Below are 17,791 nucleotides of genomic sequence, written 5' to 3'. Positions count from 1 at the left end.
AGATATTACTATATTAAGCAGGTTGCTGATTCATTAGCTCGTTGAAGCTAACTTCTTTATCAGAAACTTGAGCTTTAGCGATGATTGCATCAATAGCTTGCTCTTCTAGAGCAACATTGCGCATGTTGTTCATCATTTGCTCGTTTTGCTCGTAGTAAGCAATAACTTCTGTTGGATCTTCGTATGCTGTAGCCATCTCTTCGATGATAGCTTTAACTTTCTCGTCATCAGCTTTTAGCTCTTCAGTCTTGATTACTTCACCAAGAAGAAGACCTACAACTACGCGACGTTTAGCTTGCTCTTCGAACAGCTCACGTGGAAGTTGGTCAGCAGCTTCAGTGTTACCACCGAAACGTTGAGCAGCTTGTTGACGTAGAACACCGATCTCTTGATCGATTAGAGCAGAAGGTACGTCGATGTTGTTTTCGTTAACTAGACCGTCGATTGCTTGCTCTTTGATGCGGTTCTTAACTGCTTGCTTAAGCTCACGCTCCATGTTCTTACGAACTTCAGCTTTAAGGCCTTCAACGCCTTCAGCTGCGCCGAACTTAGAAACGAATTCTTCGTTTAGTTCTGGAAGCTCACGAGCTTCAACTTTGTTCAGCTTGATAGAGAACTTAGCAGCTTTACCTTTTAGGTTTTCAGCGTGGTAATCTTCTGGGAAGTTTACTTCGATTTCGAATTCCATACCTGCTGTTTTACCAACGATACCGTCTTCAAAACCAGGGATCATGCGACCAGCACCCATCTCTAGTGGGAAGTTCTCAGCTTTACCGCCTTCGAACTCTTCACCGTCGATAGAACCAACGAAGTCGATAGTTGCACGAGAACCAGCGTCAGCAGCAGCTTCAACTTCAGTCCAAGTTGCTTGTTGCTTACGTAGAGTTTCGATCATCTCTTCAACGTCAGCTTCTTTAACTTCTACTGCTGGTTTCTCAACAGTGATGTTTTCTAGACCTTTCAGTTCAACTTCTGGGTAAACTTCAAAAGTTGCGTTGAATACTAGGTCAGCGCCTTCGTTGTTTTCAACTGGTGCGAAAGTAGGTGCGCCAGCTGGGTTGATTTTCTCTTTAACGATCGCTTCGATGAAGTGACGTTGCATTACTTCGCCCATCACGTCTTGACGTACTGCTTTGCCGTACATTTTAGCAACCATCTTCATTGGCACTTTGCCTTTACGGAAGCCATCGAAACGACGGTTTTTCGCGATGTTGCGTAGTTCAGCTGTAACTGCATCTTCGATGTTAGCAGCAGGAACAGTAATATTAAGACGGCGCTCTAGGCCTTCTAGCGTTTCAACAGTAACTTGCATTATATAAACCTCAAAACTGGCTCAGTAATCTGAGCATATGAGCCGTAACTTAGCTTTAATTCAAAAGCCGACGTTGTTGGCTGCATTCTTGTGTAGTGCTCTATCCGAACACCTAATTTAAAATCGAGCATTGATGTCTGAATTGATTATTCAACCAAACAACAGACTAATCAGCGATATCTTCGTTCTTCACATGCTTATTGAACGTTCTCACGCAGTTATAAAACGTTTTCACGCACTTATAAAAAGCAGTGAAACTTGTTTTCGAAAACAAGAAAGGTATCTCCGATTAGCCTCAGGACAGAAATTTTAGACGCGACATTCTAGCGATCTGTTTAATCTCTGTCGAGCCGTTCACCTCTGCATGATGATGAATGCTCTAAATTCGTCCAACTAAATGATACAAAAACGATCAAATCATCACTTAGCACAACAGAAATGGGGACAATAGCGACTTTTTCAAGGGAATCGAGGGCTTTTTTTGCTAAAAACCTTAAAAAGAGATCTTGCTCTTGTTTTACCCCTCAGAGTCGATAACTTTTTCAACAATCCCCGTTACAAACCCTTAACCTACATCCATCTGGCGACTGTCTACTTTCAGCAAACACTACCGCTATTTGCTACCATAAACGAGAGAAGACAGGCTTGATTATTTACCAAAGAAATGAGCGGAGAGCCTTCATGTTTCAAGCTTTGAGAATCCCAATACTATTAATGGCCACATACAGTTTACTAATGGTGTTCGGCGGTCATTGGGTGTGGAGCACAAGCCATGAAAGTTTGTTAAATGATCATCAATCTAAGCTAGACCGATTTTCGGTTCATATTTCAAGCCAACTCGACAAGTTCGCGCACATTCCCGAGCTGCTTTCAAAAGACAAAGAGTTGGTCGATGCTCTTCACTCTCCAAGTAACTCTGCGCAAATCGAACTCACCAATCGCTACCTAGAACACGTAAACTCGGTGATTCAAGCATCCGACACCTACCTGTTAGACAGCATTGGCACCACCATAGCAGCCAGTAACTGGAATCTACCGCGTTCTTTTATTCGGCGAAATTTCGCTTTCCGTCCTTACTTTCAAGAAGCGATTCTTGGCAATGAAAATCAATATTTTGCGCTAGGTTCAACCTCTGGGAAACGAGGCTATTATTATTCTTACCCCGTCTCCTATGCCGCCGAGATTATTGGCGTCATTGTCGTAAAGATGGATTTATCGCTGATTGAAGCAAGTTGGAAAGGCAAACAGAGTTTTTTTGTTGCTGACGATAAAGACCAGATCGTATTTATGTCGAGCAATCCTGAGTGGCTGTTCAAAAGCCTTCAACCACTAAGCGAAGAACAACACTCTCGAATTCAAGAAAGCAGGCAGTATCTCGATACAAAAATAGAAAGCCTGCACTTCTCCGGTGACTTAGAGAGTGCTACTAGCAATATTGAGTCTCCCCACAAGCTCGTCCAAGAGCAGTTCTTTAGCTCCTCACGCTTCCTAGCCGAGCCAAAACTCACCATACGAGTATTTTCTCCGACCCACTTAGTTTGGTGGGACTTGGTTGCTTACCTTGTGGTTTTGAACCTTATTTTTGCGATTATTTATCTGACGATGCAACTCAATCACCATCGACAACAAAGGCGTGCCCAAATTGATAGGCTGCAATCTGAAGCCAAGCAAAAGCTAGAATTTCAAGTGCTTGAGCGCACATCAGAGCTGCATGTCGAGATTAAACATCGTATCGAAACCGAACATGTACTGAGACAGACACAAGACGAACTCATCCAAGCCGCCAAACTGGCAGTGTTGGGGCAAATGTCAGCAAGCATCAGCCATGAACTTAATAACCCGCTTGCTGCGATTCGCAGCTATGCCGACAATGGCCGACTGTTTCTTGCCAAAGAAAAAACCGATCGTGTCGATGACAACCTATCGCGAATCTCGGCGCTCACTGACCGTATGGCTAAGATAAGCCACCAGCTTCGTTCCTTTGCAAAGAAATCCACTGCGGAAGAGCTGCACACGTTACAGATACTGCCAGTATTGCACTCGTCAAAAGAACTGATGAAACCACAACTCAAGAGTGAACGAGTTAAGGTCAACGAACTCCCTGAAACCTTTGATGCTTGTGTGCTCGCCAACGCCATTCAACTGGAGCAAGTGATCATTAACCTGCTGACTAACGCGATTCAGGCGATGGAACAACAAGACGACAAACAATTAGCTATTCTGTTAGAGATTAGGAAGCCCGACCATCAACAAGCCAAGACCTTGCTGATTCATGTCGATGACAATGGCCCAGGCTTCACCTCTCCTTCTAACGGAAATTTTTTTGAACCCTTCCATACCACCAAGAAAAATGGACTTGGACTTGGGCTATCGATTTCTCAACAAATAATCAGCGGAATAAATGGCAAGCTAGTTACCGATCACAGCCCACAAGGTGGTGCTCGATTTAGTATCGAGTTACCCATAGTTCCAACAAAAGAATCAGATTAGTCGCTAAGCAAACCAGTACACCTTCACCAACAATAAAAATAAAAAATTAAAGGAATAACTATGTGTCACGTCTATTTCATTGATGATGAATCCGATCTGAGAATGGCTATTGAACAGAGCTTTGAGCTCGCCGATATTGATGCCGAATTCTTTCCCGATGCGGAGTCTGCTCTGCTCGCGATTCAAGAAAACGGCTTACCTCACGTCATCATCACTGATATCTGTCTACCGGGCCTTTCCGGGCATGATCTGCTCAACACCGTGATGCACAAAGACAAAGAAATCCCCGTGATTATGATTACTGGTCACGGCGATATTTCGATGGCGGTACAAGCGATCCAAGATGGCGCCTATGACTTCATCGAAAAGCCGTTCGCCAATGAACGTTTAATCGAAACCACCAAACGAGCAATAGAAAAACGTCAACTCACACTCGAGAACCTTGAATTGAAGCGCTCTTTAAAGGCCAGTAAAGCGCTTGGGCCGAGAATCATTGGTGACACGCAATCAATGACCGACCTGCGTTCTATCATCACTCATGTGGCAGATACTAACGCTGACATTTTACTCTTTGGTGAAACTGGCACAGGCAAAGAGTTGGTCGCACGCTCTCTACATGAACAAAGCAGCCGGCGAGAACAAAACTTCGTCGCCGTCAATTGCGGTGCGGTACCTGAAAACCTGATAGAGAGTGAACTGTATGGTCATGAGAAAGGTGCGTTCACTGGCGCAGAAAGCAAGCGAGTGGGTAAATTTGAATTTGCTCAAGGCGGAACTCTATTCTTAGATGAAATTGAGTCCATGCCGATGCAGGCACAAATTCGCCTGTTGCGCGTCTTACAAGAGCGCGTTATTGAAAGGGTTGGCTCAAACGGTTTAGTGCCTCTCGATATTCGAGTAATCGCCGCAACCAAAGTCGACCTAAAAAAGGCGGCTGAAGAAGGCGTTTTCCGCCAAGACCTCTACTACCGACTCAATGTCGTCACCTTGGATTTACCGCCGTTAAGAAGCCGTCAAGAAGATATCCCTGCACTTTTCCATCACTTCTTACTGGTCGCTGCTGCACGTTATGGCAAGACAGCACCAGCACTTCCACAAAAGGAGCTGCACGCGCTTTTAGCCCATGATTGGCCGGGAAATGTACGAGAATTACGTAATACAGCTGAGCGGTTTGTACTTTTAGGTAAGCTTTCTCACTTATCAGACAACACCAATCAAGTCACTCAAGAACTGTCTTTGGCAGAACTGGTGTCTGACTTTGAGAAAAACACGTTAAAACAAGCGCTTATTGAGTGTAATGGTAGCATAAAAGAGACTATGGATAGACTGCAACTTCCACGAAAAACCCTCTACGATAAAATGCAAAAACACCAACTAGTTAAAGAGTCATACCGACAGAGCGAAAACTAAATTAAATTTGGGAGCAAGATCACCTATACTTATTTCACAACAGGATGTTATGCAACCAAGGTGGTAAGGAGGTCATTATGGGTGAGAAAACAAAAGTTCCCTCGATCACCGATACGTTTGAAATTGACGGTATTTTTTACACTGACAATCATGTCAACTTAGACACACCAGAGTTAGAGGCAAAAAGAGCGCTGTATGAGCCGATTGATTCTGGCTCTCGATATGGAAAAATCATTGATGAGGAGGTTTAGCCCTCCCCATCACTTCGCTATGATTTCACTCTCTATTTCGTGATGATCTCCGGCCCCATCAAGGTAGTCGGTAACCATGTTGATACCCAAGGTACGTAGGTTACGATAATCAGGAATAAGAACATCACGCCAACCCATGGAAGTGCGGCTTTTACTACGTTCATCATCGACATCTTCGCGACCCCTGCGGTCACAAACAAGTTGAGCCCCACAGGCGGTGTGATCATCCCTATCTCCATGTTCACAACCATCATGATACCTAGGTGAATAGGGTCGATGCCCAGTGCAATTGCAATTGGGAATACCAACGGAGCAACGATGATCAGCAAACCTGATGGCTCCATGAACTGCCCACCAATCAAGAGTAGAACGTTCACCACAATCAAGAAGGTGATTGGACCTAAACCTGCAGACAACATAGATTCCGTGATCATCTGAGGAATACGTTCTTCTGTCAGTACATGCTTAAGAATCAGAGCATTGGCAATGATAAACAACAACATGATGGTCAGCTTACCCGCATCATAGAGCGTGTCTTTGGTGTCTTTATGGAAAAACGTTTGGAACACTTTCACCAAAGCAGGCTTTGTATTTTTCTTGTCCGCAAACGGCCCCATATCTTTATAGATAAAGTTGGCAATGAAGAACGCATAAACCGCTGCAACAGCAGCCGCTTCTGTCGGAGTAAAGATACCACCGTAGATACCACCTAAAATGATAACAATCAGCAACAAGCCCCAGCTCGCATCCTTCGCGGCCGCGAACATCTCACCCCAGCCCACAAATGGCTGTGCAGGAATTTTCTTAATACGTGCTGCAATGTAGATAGCTATCATCAACATCACACCCGCCAACAGGCCAGGAATCACGCCGCCTAAGAACATACGACCGACAGATACATCCGTCGCCGCAGCGTAAACCACCATAACGATAGATGGTGGAATCAAGATACCCAATGTACCCGCGTTACAGATAACCCCTGCCGCGAACTCTTTTGTGTAGCCGTTTTTGATCATACCTGCGATAACAATACTACCGATTGCCACTACCGTAGCCGGTGAGGAACCTGACAGTGCAGCGAACATCATACACGCCACAACCGATGCCATTGCTAAACCGCCGCGGAACCAACCTACCATTGCGATAGCAAAACGGATAATACGTTTCGCCACACCACCGGTAGACATAAAACTTGAGGCCAAGATAAAGAAAGGAATGGCTAAGAGTGTGTAGTGGCCTGCAAATGCATTAAACAGCGTTTGTGCAACGGATGCCAAAGAAGCATCTGAATGCATCAATAAGAATATGACGCTTGATAAACCGAGGGAAATCGCAATTGGTACACCGACCAACATGAAAGCAATTACCATTAAAAATAGAAATAACATTGCCATGATTAATCTTCCTTACCGTTAGATTTTGTACCCGACTCGTTCGCCTTGTTTTGCTTAGTCGAATCCAATACCGCTGTCGCGTCTTCATCAGAACCCGCTAACACATCAGCTTTCAATGCATCCAGCTCTTCTTCGGCTTCATGCCCCGCAATCATACGGTCAAGCTTGCCTGTGACTACTTGGTAAGCAACTTGGGCAAAACGGAACGTCAGCATTGCCATACCAATAGGCAGTGCCATGTAAGGAATAAAACGTGGCAGTTTCTCGTATCGCTCGCCTTCATTCAGCCAGTCGGCAAGGAACTGCAGCATCTCTGGCATTGGAATATCATCAGTTTCATACCAAGCGCGCTCAGTCGCGAACGGGTACCAGTAATTCCAAGAACCGATAAGAAGTAAGATTGAGAATGCTAGGCAGCTTGTGACGGCGATTAACGCATACACTTTACGTAGCTTTTCTGGGGCAAGGTTGATGATCACATCAACGCCAATGTGGAAGTGTTTTTTAACGCCATAAGATGCGCCCACTAACACCATCCAAGCGAACATGAACACAGTCAGCTCTAGTGCCCACAAGATATTGCCATTGAATGCGTATCTGAATACAACATTGGCAAAAGTAAGTAGCGTCATTGCGCCAAGGAAAAATGCGATTAATGACTCTTCAATCACATCTGTAACTCTTCCGACTTTGGAAAAAAAAGAGGTTTCCAGTGCTGATTCGCTAGAATTTGGTTGTTCCATTTGAGGATTATCCATAATTGACTCCGCTTATAGTTATTTTAATAAGGAGTGGCGAAATGCACGCCACTCCCTTAGCGGTGTTATTGGTTTGAAGCTAACGCTGCATCGATAAGGTCTGAACCGATGTCTTTTTCAAACTTCTTCCATACTGGTTGAAGTGCAGCTACCCATGCTTCACGCTGTTCAGGCGTAAGTGTACGAACCTCACCACCGGCTTCGATGATGTTATTTTTGTTCGCTAGGTTAACTTTTGAAGATTCTGCATTACGTGTTTCAGAGACTTCTTGAACGATAGTGCCAAGCTGTGTACGTACATCTTCAGGTAGGTCTTTCCAGAAGTCGTTTGACGTTACCACTAGGTAATCCAAGATACCGTGATTGGTTTCAGTTACGCCGTCTTGTACTTCAAAGAACTTCTTACCGTAGATGTTTGACCATGTGTTCTCTTGACCATCGATAACCTTAGTTTGCAGGCCACCATAAACTTCTTTGAAAGACATCTTCTGTGGGTTAGCGCCTAGTTGTTCAAACTGAGCCACCAATACGTCTGATGCTTGAACACGGAATTTCAAGCCTTCCGCGTCTTCAGGATTGATAAGAGGTTTGTTTGCTGACATCTGTTTCATGCCATTGTGCCAAAACGCTAGACCTTGAAGGCCACGACGCTTCATCGCATTCTTCAGTTTTTCGCCAGATTCTGAGTTTTGGAAACGGTCAACGGCTTCTACGTCTTCAAATAGGAAAGGAAGGTCAAAAATGCGGTATTTCTTAGTGAACTTCTCAAATTTAGACAACGATGGCGCCGCCATTTGAACATCACCATTTAACAGGGCTTCCAGTACCTTATTATCATCGTAAAGTGTTGAGTTAGGGAAAACTTGCATACAAGCTTTGCCATTCATTTCCGTGTTTACTCGCTCTTCCAGTAAAGAAGCGGCAATGCCTTTCGGGTGCTTATCGGTATTGGTTACATGACTGAATTTAATCACGATTTCACCTGGTTCACAGTTTGCAGCAGCATTAAAACTTGTGAGCGCCAGAGCAGAGACAGACAGCAGGGTAAGAGGCTTAAACATTATTATTCTCCTTAGTAAACAAAACAGCCCTTCAATGGGAACTGCGTGCTTTCACTAAAGCAATTAGCGCGCCACATTGACACAAATCATTAACAACCCTTTAACTATAAGGCTTCATGATATCTGCCTGCTGCAATCACCAACTCGCTGCAAAAATCAATGGGTGGGAAATGACACATAGAATATTTGTAAATGGGTGGGAGTTGACCAACGCATCACTAATGGATACGGCCGAATGAGGTCTGACCAAGAGCCACATTGCCGATGATACCTTGAAGTAATTTCGACCTATCCTGTAGAGTGCTGCACAACTTAGTCAGATTTACAGCCCCACTACTTACCAAGAGTTGATACCAATGAGTCAGATCTACCATCACCCAGTACAAATTTACTATGAAGATACCGATCACTCTGGTGTGGTTTATCACCCTAATTTTCTAAAGTACTTTGAGCGTGCACGCGAACATGTATTGGGTAGCGATAAACTGGCAACATTGTGGAATGAACATGGATTAGGTTTTGCGGTTTATAAAGCCAACATGACTTTTCAAGATGGGGTTGAGTTCGCTGAGATCTGCGACATCCGAACCTCTTTTGAACTCGATGGCAAATACAAAACGCTATGGCGACAAGAAGTGTGGCGTAAAGATGCCACTAAGCCTGCCGTGATTGGTGATATTGAAATGGTCTGTCTTGATAAAGACAAGCAACTGCAACCCGTGCCTGCTGAAGTATTAAAAGCGATGCTTGGAGAGTCGAGCTAACTTCACCTCACCAAGCTAGCTTAAATGTGCAGAGCCGAGATAATAATCGCTAAATTTCAAGATAATTAGATTTTTTTGAATCCCGTGCAATGGGATGAGCATTGCACCTGAGGAAGTGAATATACAAAAAAGCACGAGCCTAAACTCGTGCTTTTTTAAACTTAATTTTTAGTTAAATTAGAGAGAATCCAAATTTCTCTTCGAACGTTTTCTGATAAGCACGAAAATCATCACTTCGAAGTTCACCGAAGACCTGAGTAACGCCACTTCCCAGACCATACCTTCCTTTTGGTGAGCTTGTCCCTGATTGAGAAACGATCACATAGTCCTTAAGCAGCTCGATAGTTTCTGCGGGGATCTCTTTTATCTGACCTACTATGTCATCATGCAATGAATTGATAATTTGTTGCTTGATGTCTTCAATTTCTTCTTGCAGCACTTTCAAATCAAGTACGCTTGTACTTGAAATAAAGGTTTCAAGGTTACGAATGACCACCTCACAAGCCTCTAGCTCCGCTGTCGCTCTATCAAACATCGATTTAGCTTCTGCTACATCATCTTCTGAAAAGACTTGGTTTAGTGCGTTCTGAGCGTCCGTTACATTACGTTCAAGCTGCGTATGCTTTTGCTTACGTTCACGTAATTGGTCTGGTTTTGCACTTCTGCGATCATGGTCAAGGGCTTGTCTTTGCTCTTGAAGTTTAGATAATTTAAGTTTTAGCTCTTGGATTGACATGTTTTATCCTTAACAGGTTACATTTAATGAGTTGTTTTAGTGAATTGCTTTGTTTTATTTTCATGGTCGAATGCTTGATTTTGTAGTTCGCGCAAAAGCTCAAGCACTTGCTTAGCTCCTAAAGCGGACACACGACAAGCAAGTTCGTGGCTTTCAGCCGCGCTAAGAAGTAGCTTTTTCATCTCGAACCTCTCCCGTACGATCTTGATAGCATCGAATTTCATTTCCCATACGAATCAGACCTTCAGCGACTTGCAAGCAGCCTGTCAGCCCTTCAATGGGGGTGTGTTGGAGTTGATTTGCAGCATGAACGTGCAATAAGTAATCCTGTAACAACGTCAGTATTGCCGTTCCATCCTCAATCATCGATGCAGGACTTCCCAATAGCAGCTCGTCTGAATATTGGTGAAGCTGCGTCCAACTGAGGTCTATATCAACGTTTGTTTTGTTTGATTGCGTATCCATACTTATTGCTCCTTAGTCAGACGTACTGCGTTGATGATTTCTAGGCTCGCAGACAAAGCGTAGCCTAAGTCTTTTGCATCAATTTCATGCAGGTCTTCGCATTTATTGATGAGTTGAGTCACGAGTTCAATGTTACCGAACGCATACTCTTCAAGGTCTACAGCGTTCCACTCAGTGAGCAAGACTGCTCTTACACCTTCTTGATTTTGAATGTTCATGCTTATAGCTCCTTAATGATGTCGTCAGTCACTTTGTCTTCACCTAACGAAGCACAAAGGTTCATCGCTTTGGTGATGAGGTTGTTGATAATCTGAGGGTACACAAGGCTCCCTGATTGGGTACGTCGAGTCTTTAAGCGCTCTTTTAAGGCTGGAGCTGAGCTGCTGTCCATGATCTTGTTATAGTCACAGCCAGCACGTTCAAATTTATGTCTTAGGTAAGCTTCAATATCATGATCCAGTGGTGGGACTTCGACCACCATACAGCGGCGGATAAACTCTCGAAGCTCATAATGGCGGCGTTCGTCAAGGCGGTGAAACAGCTCTGTTTGACCCACAAGCAAAATCCCAAGGAGTTTAGAGAACCCGTCCTCTAACTCCCAGAAACGCTTAAGGTACTTCATGACTGGGATAGTCAAGTCGTGTGCTTCTTCAATGATAAGTACATGTCGTTGACCACCTTTAGAGGCGGTCATTAAGAGGCGTTCAACCTGTCGCGCTTTGGCTTCCATGCTGCGTTTCGGTGTCTCGCTGCTGATATCGTTAATGATGGCATCACAGATACCCGCTGCCGTGGCACGCGTTTTATCAATGATTTTGGGCTGAATGACAGAGATATCACCGTCATTGTGCAATTCATCCAGCAATAGGCGGCGTAGAACGCTTTTCCCTGCGCCTGAGTCGCCCACAACCGCTAGAATGCCCTGATTACGCGACACGTCTTTCATTGCTGCCAGTACGTAACGGGTATCTTCGTTCATGAAGATGTCACGAACCGCGCGAATGTCGTTGATAAACGGGTTTCTGAATAGCTTGAAGTGTTTCATGGCTTCTTGTGTTAGCATTTGGTTCTCCAGTTCGATGTCCTGATTGATTTCTTCTTGCTGGGGTTTAGGTTGGTCATTGGTGGCACCCAATGACCAACCGCTTATACCCTCTAGCCCTTGTGATACGAAAAACGCATTCACTTTCTGTTTAAATTCTTCTGCTTGTCGCTTTGGCGGTTCATTTTGGCGAACGGCCTTGTAAACCGTGCTGTAATTCATCGCTAAATAGTCAGCTAACGAGCGGATGGTTAACCCTGCCTCATCTAGCCGCGTTCTGAGTGTGCTCATTGGCTTCTTGCTCCCACAATTCAATAAATATCTGTAATTCGCGCTCAGAGGCTCCCTGAGGGTGTTTTTGCTTCAATACAGCCCTAAGGGTTGTCAATTCTTCTCTCGATGGGTTGAGAGCTTTTTTAAGGCGATTTAAAGCCCCTATAAACGTTGTTTTATGCTCCGTTAACGCTTGCCCCTCAATAGCCATGGTGGTGCCTTTTCTTGATAAGAACGACGGCGTTGATTGTTGCTCAATGTCAGCCATTGGATTAATGGCACCATCGAAGGCTGGCGTACGCCCTTTACGAACTTTCTTAATCGCTCGTGGGTTGTCCGTGCCCCATGCGGCGGTATCAAGTCGCTTACGGTTAATGTCTGATTGTGTTTCTCGAACGGCTTTGTGCTGCTCACCGATAATCGGGGCTTGTAAGTTAAACCCAGCAGCATCACGTTCAATAGGCAATGCTTCATGCGTGTGCTCTCGCCCTTGTTCGTCCATGCTAATCACTCGAATTGCGGGGGCTTTATATGGGTTCACAAACACTTTGACTTCATCCCCTGCGATGATGTGGGGGATATGCGTTAACGAATAATCCAATGACGCATAGCCTTTCGGCGCAAAGCTGATACTCAACTCGTTCGGACGCACCTTTCTTACTTCTGGTTTGGTTTGCTGCATCATGCTTTTCACCAACTCTATGTTATTGATTAAACGTAAGTGTTCCGTCCGTATGGTCTGCCACAACCCAAAACGACTGCTCTTATGTCGGCTATGCGCTTTCAACGATTGGAAGCCAATAGACCACTTGATAGCGTATTGATTTAACTCTTCAATCGAGTTTATCGTGATAAAAGCAAGGCGACTCTCAAAGCGACACTCGACAAGGTTGTGAGTTGATTCCACCTGACCTTTTGCCCAAGGGCGACCAGGCGTATGCGCGATGTGTTTGACCTCAAGCATGTCCAGCATATGGCGCGTTTGGTGCGCGATGTTGGCTGAGCCTGCATCCCAGATAAGCAGCTTAGGCACGCCATACATCAATTCATTCGTACTACGCTCACAAAAGGCTTCAAATAAAAACTTGGTGATGGTCTCTGTGTTTTCACCTGGTGCCACGTAGTAGCGCAGGAAGAAAGCACCGCTGTAATGGTCGGTAGCGAGATAGCGCAGCACACGTTCATTCACGATACGATCAAGATTTTTAGGCTTGTTCTTGTAGAACTCGTCCTCTGCCATGACTCGCAAGCCTTTCCCACCTTTGAGGTAATACAACACACAAATAGACACATCGAATTGCCACGCATGATTAGGGTGTAATGAACGTTGACTCGTTGTGGTTTCCATTACATTCAATTGGTTAGGGTGAACTCGAAAGCGACTGAAGGCGCGTAAGACCGTGGATTCTGAGACATCCCTAGTAAGGTGCTTATTTGCCAGTGCAATATCAATTGCATCACGAATGGTCATTAGTCGCTTGCCACTGTCTCGTTCGCTTTGACGCATCAAGTTAGCGAGCAATTCAGTTTCAGAGCGTGTTAGCGCTAATTCACCACTGTCAGTGCGTTTTTTGCGACCTGATACCCAGCCTAAATCAGCAAGCTCTTGATACAGCTTGTTTTTCGAGATACACAGATACTCCGTGGCACGCTGAACAATCGTCCCTTTATCACCACGTCCTGCACTGTCTAACTCAGCCATTAAGCGCGTGAGGTATTGTGCTCGCTCTAGCTCAAGTGCATTCATAGTGGATTAACCCTCGCTATCCATCAGCAAAGCACTCTCTTCATGCCATTGCTCTAAATGCGTCATGACATGAGCAGCGATACCCATATCCCCAGAAAGGCTTAGAAAACGCTCTAATACTCGAAAGAGGGTGTCTTCACACGCTTGATCAATATCGATAGGGTGGTCATTGTCTTGAATGGTTTGAATTGCATCAAAAAGACGCGCTAAACCGCTATCTACCGCAAGTGCCGCAATATTCAATTGCTCTAACAATTGGCTGTTCAGCTCTTCTTCTTTCTGGCGAGTCTGCGCAGGTGACAGAGGCTTATCTAACTTTTTAGATAAACTGTTTATTTTCTTATCTTTATCAATAAGTAAGCGTTCATTAGACTGCTTTTCTTGCGCCAAGCTATTGACCTCATTTTGAAGTGCTTGCTTTTCTTGACGATGTTTCGCAGACAACTCTTCAATGATTTCTAAGGCTTCATCTCGGTCTTGTACTTTGACAACTTCACCTTCTACGATAGCCGTTAGCTCTTCTTGGGGAAGCTTACGAAGACGGCGTAAATCTTTGGTTGTCACCCCTAGGGTTTGCATTGATTGAAGGGCTTTTTCACCAAATAGAGAAAGGTTCATTAAGTCCTCATCAACCTTCGATTTTGACGTACCACATAATCGGCAAAACTCATCCCAAGTGCCTTTAAGAACAACTACATTTTCGACGCCATCGGAAGTATTTGCAGGGTGGTTAATCGTTCGACCCTTTAATTCTCTATACCTTTTCGTTTCTTTCATCTCTTTAAGAGTCGATAAACTGACGGTCTCGGCGAAAACTGCAAATGACTGTGCCATCTGAACTCGGCCTAAAAACATACCAATATCAATGCTTGCCTCTGCTGACGTTGCCATGTTTAACGCTTCAGCAGCATTCAACTCTTGAGCATCACTCAATGTTTGCTGCGCCACTGCTAATTTTTTCATTTCATCTGACATCTATAGCTCCTCACCCGTCAAATCTTTAAATTCAGACCCAATGGCCTCTACTTGCTCGCGTACAGCATTTCTGTAGCTGAATGCTAACTTGATGAAATGGTTAGAAGGCTTCCATAACATCGACTTCTGCCCTCCAACGGTATCGACCCATCCGCTATCGACAAGAACTTGTAAATAACGATGAAGACTCGCTCTAGGAATGCCAGTGTGATCGCCTAACTGCTTTAAGCTTGTTCCTTCAACGCCTTGAGAAACCATAAACGCAAGGAGATCAAGGGCTAGTCGTGTTGGCTTCAGGTTGTACCCTGTTATAGAACTCTGAAATTTACTCTTCATGTTTATTCCTCACGCAGTTGTTTGTGAGCAAGTAACTTTCTAAATCCACGATTAAAAGAAGATTTTTTGGGCATTCGCTCTTCGCCGAACTTATCTACACACACATCAAAAACATCACGTTGCGTCATAAACTCTAAGTCTAAGGACAAGAGGAATTCATATACTTCTCGATCAGACTCGATAATAGACAACCGACGTGTAGGAGCTTCAGGCATGACCCAATTTCGAAATAGTTCTTTACCAACATGTTTTACGACCATTTCAGCCTCTACAATGCTGAGGTTGGATAATTCCGTGATAATTCGAGAAGCGGCATTTTTCATTCTTAGATTTTTCATAAATTAATTACTCTATTTCCTTTAATTATCTTCCGTCGAAATTCCAGATTCTTGAATCAACTTTGCTCTTAGCATTTTGGCTTTAGGGCCATCCCAAGAGCCAATTAGAGCAGCCCTAGCATTAGAAGGGGTCACGCTGTTGTTATGGCACCACTTCGAAAAAGATGTGCCCTGGGCAATGAACGCTCCCTTTAGTAGATTGAATTTTTGGATAGAAAGAGGGGCAGATGAAATTTTCATGTTTATTTACTCCGAATATTAAATTAGACTAATTCGACTAATTAACTACAAATAATAGGCGGATTACCTACAATGTCAACAGAAAATGCATCGTTTAAGTCTAATTTTGGTTTGAGAGTAAAATCAGCCAGAAAGAATTTAGGTTGGAGTCAAGAAATACTAGCTAAGGAGTTGAAGGTATCAAGAGACACGTTGAGTCGATATGAAAGGGGTGAACTTTCCCCTTCCTTAGAAGTATTTAGTCGGATGTTAGAGCAGTTTTCGGTACTTGAAATTCAAGCTGAAGATCTTCTAGTTGAAAGAGCACAACTTCAGAAACAAACGCAAACAGTTTCCTCGTGGGGCTGGGCGACTGGCTTTTCATTTTTGTCAGGAGGTGCTTTTACTGTCGGAGCTACATGTCAAGACATCACTCGCTTGCTAGAGGTTATGATAGATAGTTTTCCACCAGATCACCCTTTCGAAACAACAGTTGATGAAATTAAGGAATACTTATCTAGTCAGGATGATGCTGACCAACAAGCAAAGGAACAACTTGAATTTGAGTTGGAAGTACCAATAGCTCAGCAAGCAGCCAGTTTGAAGCCAGAGTTCCCTAAAGAGCAAAAGGGGAAAGTCGATAAGATTTTTGACAAATACTTGGAAGAGAAAACAAAAGTAACATCTCTACAGCAACAGGTTGCTAAACTACAACAGGAAATGTCCGCTAAACATTAACTCCCTCCGCTTAAGATAGGCATTTCATTTGAGATGCTTATCTCAAAACTCATTTGTTTGACATCCTCAAAGGTCAACGTGATCCCTAACCTATGGTCTATTATCCTGACGGGAGCCTAGTATTATCTTGGTTCTATACACTTAAAAGAGGTGAGACGACGAAAAGGTTCTCATCTCTATCTGCATCATCTGCATCGGTAACAAATTACCACCAAGAGTCACGGCGAAACGATACTGGTCATCTAATCGACCCAAGCAACATTGCCAATCTGTAGAACTCTCGGTTTTCTCAGTAACATCCAACCCAACTCCACTGTATATGCTGATTTCACCATGCAATCTAATTTCATCCTGCAAGTTTGGTTGAAAATCCGAAGCGTGAAGTGGCAATGTTTGCTCCGTCAGATTGGAGAAATCGAACGAAAAGCTTCGCAACGATGTGGCTAGCCCCTTGCCCGTCGCTTTGATATACGACTCCTTCAGCGCCCACAGATCGAAAAAGCGCTCTCTTTGTTCTTCTTTGCTGAGCTCAAGTAAATCCGTCAATTCCGTATCTGAAAAGTAGTGCTTCATGATCGAGTCGATATTGGTCGAGCTTCTGGCATGTTCGATATCGACGCCTAATTGAAGTGACTTCCCTTCTCTATGACAAACTGCGATTAACAAATGTTCTTTGCTATGACTGATATTGAAATTCAGGCCGGTTTCTATTTGTTGTTTCTCAATTAATCTTGGCTTCCCTTTCTCACCATATTCAAAGCGCCACGCTTCAGGCATCAAATCAGAATAGCTAGACAGCACCTTTCTCAGATAATTTCGTACATACAAAGCTTGAATCTGAGATGAGGGCATTCGATAACGCTCAACTTTGGCAATCTCATCGGCTGTCAGTCTCTTTTTGAGCTGCGATACATTGTTTGGCTGGTCATTTAAATTACTCAGAGAACATAGCCACAAATCAACAACGGGAGTTTTCATTTAACTCGAACTCACTTCTATAAATCACTCTTCAAAACACGATTGGAACAACCCAATCGAACAAATTTAACTCACCTATAAATTAAGTGGAACCTAGAGAATACGGGAGGAAAACCCCCTTCACATGAGGACTTAAAACTAATTTTTCAAATAATAACAAATTAAAACACAGATCACACTTAGCCTTACACAAGAGGCATCCATTAAATGTTACTTACAAAAATATGACATAGATCTCACCAAGTCAATATATAGAGTAAAAACACTAGAAAACAACCCATAACCGTTAATTATCAATAAGTTAATTAAATTAAAAATACAAAAATTAAAACCATGCCAAATTCATCTGGTCTGAACAGATCATAGTGGCCTCTGGGAGCATTGTATCGACCACTCACCTCGGGTAGCCTGCTCAACCATTAAACAAATTCACACGTTTTCTTTGCGGATACCGACTTGTCGTTTAGTCAGACTTTGAACAGGATTTTAATGGACATCGCCTCA

General features: G+C 43.8%; 20 protein-coding genes and 1 pseudogene. 5 read left to right on the top strand and 16 right to left on the bottom strand.

Features of this window, described 5'->3' with window-relative positions:
* Positions 1-13: 13 nt before the first annotated feature.
* Together tig and ACED53_RS04410 are read right to left on the bottom strand one after the other, a co-directional pair.
* Complete coding sequence (gene tig / locus ACED53_RS04415; RefSeq protein ID WP_004736079.1) at positions 14-1,312, bottom strand: trigger factor; 1,299 nt, start codon at positions 1,310-1,312, stop codon at positions 14-16.
* Positions 1,313-1,647: 335 nt separating this feature from the next.
* A pseudogene (locus ACED53_RS04410) lies at positions 1,648-1,830 on the bottom strand (hypothetical protein); the annotation flags it as partial.
* Between the two features lie 163 nt (positions 1,831-1,993).
* Between ACED53_RS04410 and ACED53_RS04405 the strand changes: the two are divergent.
* From ACED53_RS04405 to ACED53_RS04395, 3 genes are all read left to right on the top strand, one after another.
* Positions 1,994-3,802, top strand: coding sequence for an ATP-binding protein (locus ACED53_RS04405; RefSeq protein ID WP_017101581.1), 1,809 nt, complete (start codon positions 1,994-1,996; stop codon positions 3,800-3,802).
* Between the two features lie 60 nt (positions 3,803-3,862).
* Positions 3,863-5,212, top strand: coding sequence for a sigma-54 dependent transcriptional regulator (locus ACED53_RS04400; RefSeq protein WP_017101580.1), 1,350 nt, complete (start codon positions 3,863-3,865; stop codon positions 5,210-5,212).
* A 77-nt stretch (positions 5,213-5,289) separates the two neighbouring features.
* Positions 5,290-5,463, top strand: coding sequence for a hypothetical protein (locus ACED53_RS04395; protein WP_017101579.1), 174 nt, complete (start codon positions 5,290-5,292; stop codon positions 5,461-5,463).
* Positions 5,464-5,495: 32 nt separating this feature from the next.
* Here the strand turns inward: ACED53_RS04395 and ACED53_RS04390 are convergent, their stop codons facing one another.
* The 3 genes from ACED53_RS04390 to ACED53_RS04380 all read right to left on the bottom strand — a co-directional run bounded on the left by ACED53_RS04390 (position 5,496) and on the right by ACED53_RS04380 (position 8,676).
* The gene (locus tag ACED53_RS04390; RefSeq protein ID WP_004736074.1) at positions 5,496-6,857 is read right to left on the bottom strand and encodes a TRAP transporter large permease; all 1,362 of its coding nucleotides are present in this window, start codon (positions 6,855-6,857) and stop codon (positions 5,496-5,498) included.
* Positions 6,858-6,859: 2 nt separating this feature from the next.
* On the bottom strand, positions 6,860-7,615 hold the full coding sequence (locus ACED53_RS04385; RefSeq protein ID WP_017101578.1) for a TRAP transporter small permease: 756 nt from the start codon (positions 7,613-7,615) through the stop codon (positions 6,860-6,862).
* 65 nt (positions 7,616-7,680) lie between these two features.
* Positions 7,681-8,676: a TRAP transporter substrate-binding protein gene (locus tag ACED53_RS04380; RefSeq protein WP_017101577.1), complete on the bottom strand. Its 996-nt coding sequence runs from the start codon at positions 8,674-8,676 to the stop codon at positions 7,681-7,683.
* 356 nt (positions 8,677-9,032) lie between these two features.
* On the opposite strand from ACED53_RS04380, the gene ACED53_RS04375 reads away from it, so the two are divergent.
* Complete coding sequence (locus ACED53_RS04375; protein WP_029225563.1) at positions 9,033-9,440, top strand: thioesterase family protein; 408 nt, start codon at positions 9,033-9,035, stop codon at positions 9,438-9,440.
* A gap of 172 nt (positions 9,441-9,612) precedes the next feature.
* On the opposite strand, the gene ACED53_RS04370 is transcribed toward ACED53_RS04375, so the two are convergent.
* Genes ACED53_RS04370 through ACED53_RS04325 form a run of 10 tightly spaced genes read right to left on the bottom strand, consistent with a single transcriptional unit; the run spans position 9,613 to position 15,592 of the window.
* Positions 9,613-10,176: a hypothetical protein gene (locus tag ACED53_RS04370; protein ID WP_102579959.1), complete on the bottom strand. Its 564-nt coding sequence runs from the start codon at positions 10,174-10,176 to the stop codon at positions 9,613-9,615.
* A 23-nt stretch (positions 10,177-10,199) separates the two neighbouring features.
* On the bottom strand, positions 10,200-10,358 hold the full coding sequence (locus ACED53_RS04365) for a hypothetical protein (protein ID WP_017101574.1): 159 nt from the start codon (positions 10,356-10,358) through the stop codon (positions 10,200-10,202).
* On the bottom strand, positions 10,339-10,641 hold the full coding sequence (locus ACED53_RS04360; protein WP_017096335.1) for a hypothetical protein: 303 nt from the start codon (positions 10,639-10,641) through the stop codon (positions 10,339-10,341). The genes ACED53_RS04365 and ACED53_RS04360 overlap by 20 nt, the downstream gene beginning before the upstream one ends.
* Before the next feature lie 2 nt (positions 10,642-10,643).
* Complete coding sequence (locus ACED53_RS04355) at positions 10,644-10,859, bottom strand: hypothetical protein (RefSeq protein WP_017101573.1); 216 nt, start codon at positions 10,857-10,859, stop codon at positions 10,644-10,646.
* Positions 10,860-10,861: 2 nt separating this feature from the next.
* Positions 10,862-11,974, bottom strand: a complete 1,113-nt coding sequence (locus ACED53_RS04350; RefSeq protein WP_102579958.1) for an ExeA family protein — start codon at positions 11,972-11,974, stop codon at positions 10,862-10,864.
* The gene (locus ACED53_RS04345) at positions 11,946-13,703 is read right to left on the bottom strand and encodes a DDE-type integrase/transposase/recombinase (RefSeq protein ID WP_017101158.1); all 1,758 of its coding nucleotides are present in this window, start codon (positions 13,701-13,703) and stop codon (positions 11,946-11,948) included. The genes ACED53_RS04350 and ACED53_RS04345 overlap by 29 nt, the downstream gene beginning before the upstream one ends.
* Positions 13,704-13,709: 6 nt before the next feature.
* Entirely contained in the window at positions 13,710-14,678 is a 969-nt protein-coding gene (locus tag ACED53_RS04340) for a hypothetical protein (RefSeq protein WP_017101157.1), read from the bottom strand.
* Complete coding sequence (locus ACED53_RS04335) at positions 14,679-15,014, bottom strand: helix-turn-helix domain-containing protein (protein WP_017101156.1); 336 nt, start codon at positions 15,012-15,014, stop codon at positions 14,679-14,681.
* 2 nt (positions 15,015-15,016) lie between these two features.
* A complete protein-coding gene (locus ACED53_RS04330) occupies positions 15,017-15,352 on the bottom strand; it encodes a hypothetical protein (protein ID WP_241816766.1) in 336 nt (111 codons plus the stop codon).
* Between the two features lie 21 nt (positions 15,353-15,373).
* A complete protein-coding gene (locus tag ACED53_RS04325) occupies positions 15,374-15,592 on the bottom strand; it encodes a hypothetical protein (RefSeq protein WP_017096342.1) in 219 nt (72 codons plus the stop codon).
* Between the two features lie 72 nt (positions 15,593-15,664).
* Between ACED53_RS04325 and ACED53_RS04320 the strand changes: the two genes are divergently transcribed.
* Positions 15,665-16,309 (top strand): helix-turn-helix domain-containing protein, encoded by a 645-nt coding sequence (locus tag ACED53_RS04320; RefSeq protein WP_017101154.1) that lies wholly within the window; start codon positions 15,665-15,667, stop codon positions 16,307-16,309.
* A 141-nt stretch (positions 16,310-16,450) separates the two neighbouring features.
* On the opposite strand, the gene ACED53_RS04315 is transcribed toward ACED53_RS04320, so the two are convergent.
* Complete coding sequence (locus ACED53_RS04315; protein ID WP_017101153.1) at positions 16,451-17,287, bottom strand: 4'-phosphopantetheinyl transferase superfamily protein; 837 nt, start codon at positions 17,285-17,287, stop codon at positions 16,451-16,453.
* Positions 17,288-17,791: the final 504 nt, after the last annotated feature.

The organism is Vibrio sp. 1F169, assembly GCF_041439605.1.
Taxonomy (GTDB): domain Bacteria; phylum Pseudomonadota; class Gammaproteobacteria; order Enterobacterales; family Vibrionaceae; genus Vibrio; species Vibrio tasmaniensis_A.
This window is presented reverse-complemented; position numbering and strand designations above follow the sequence as displayed.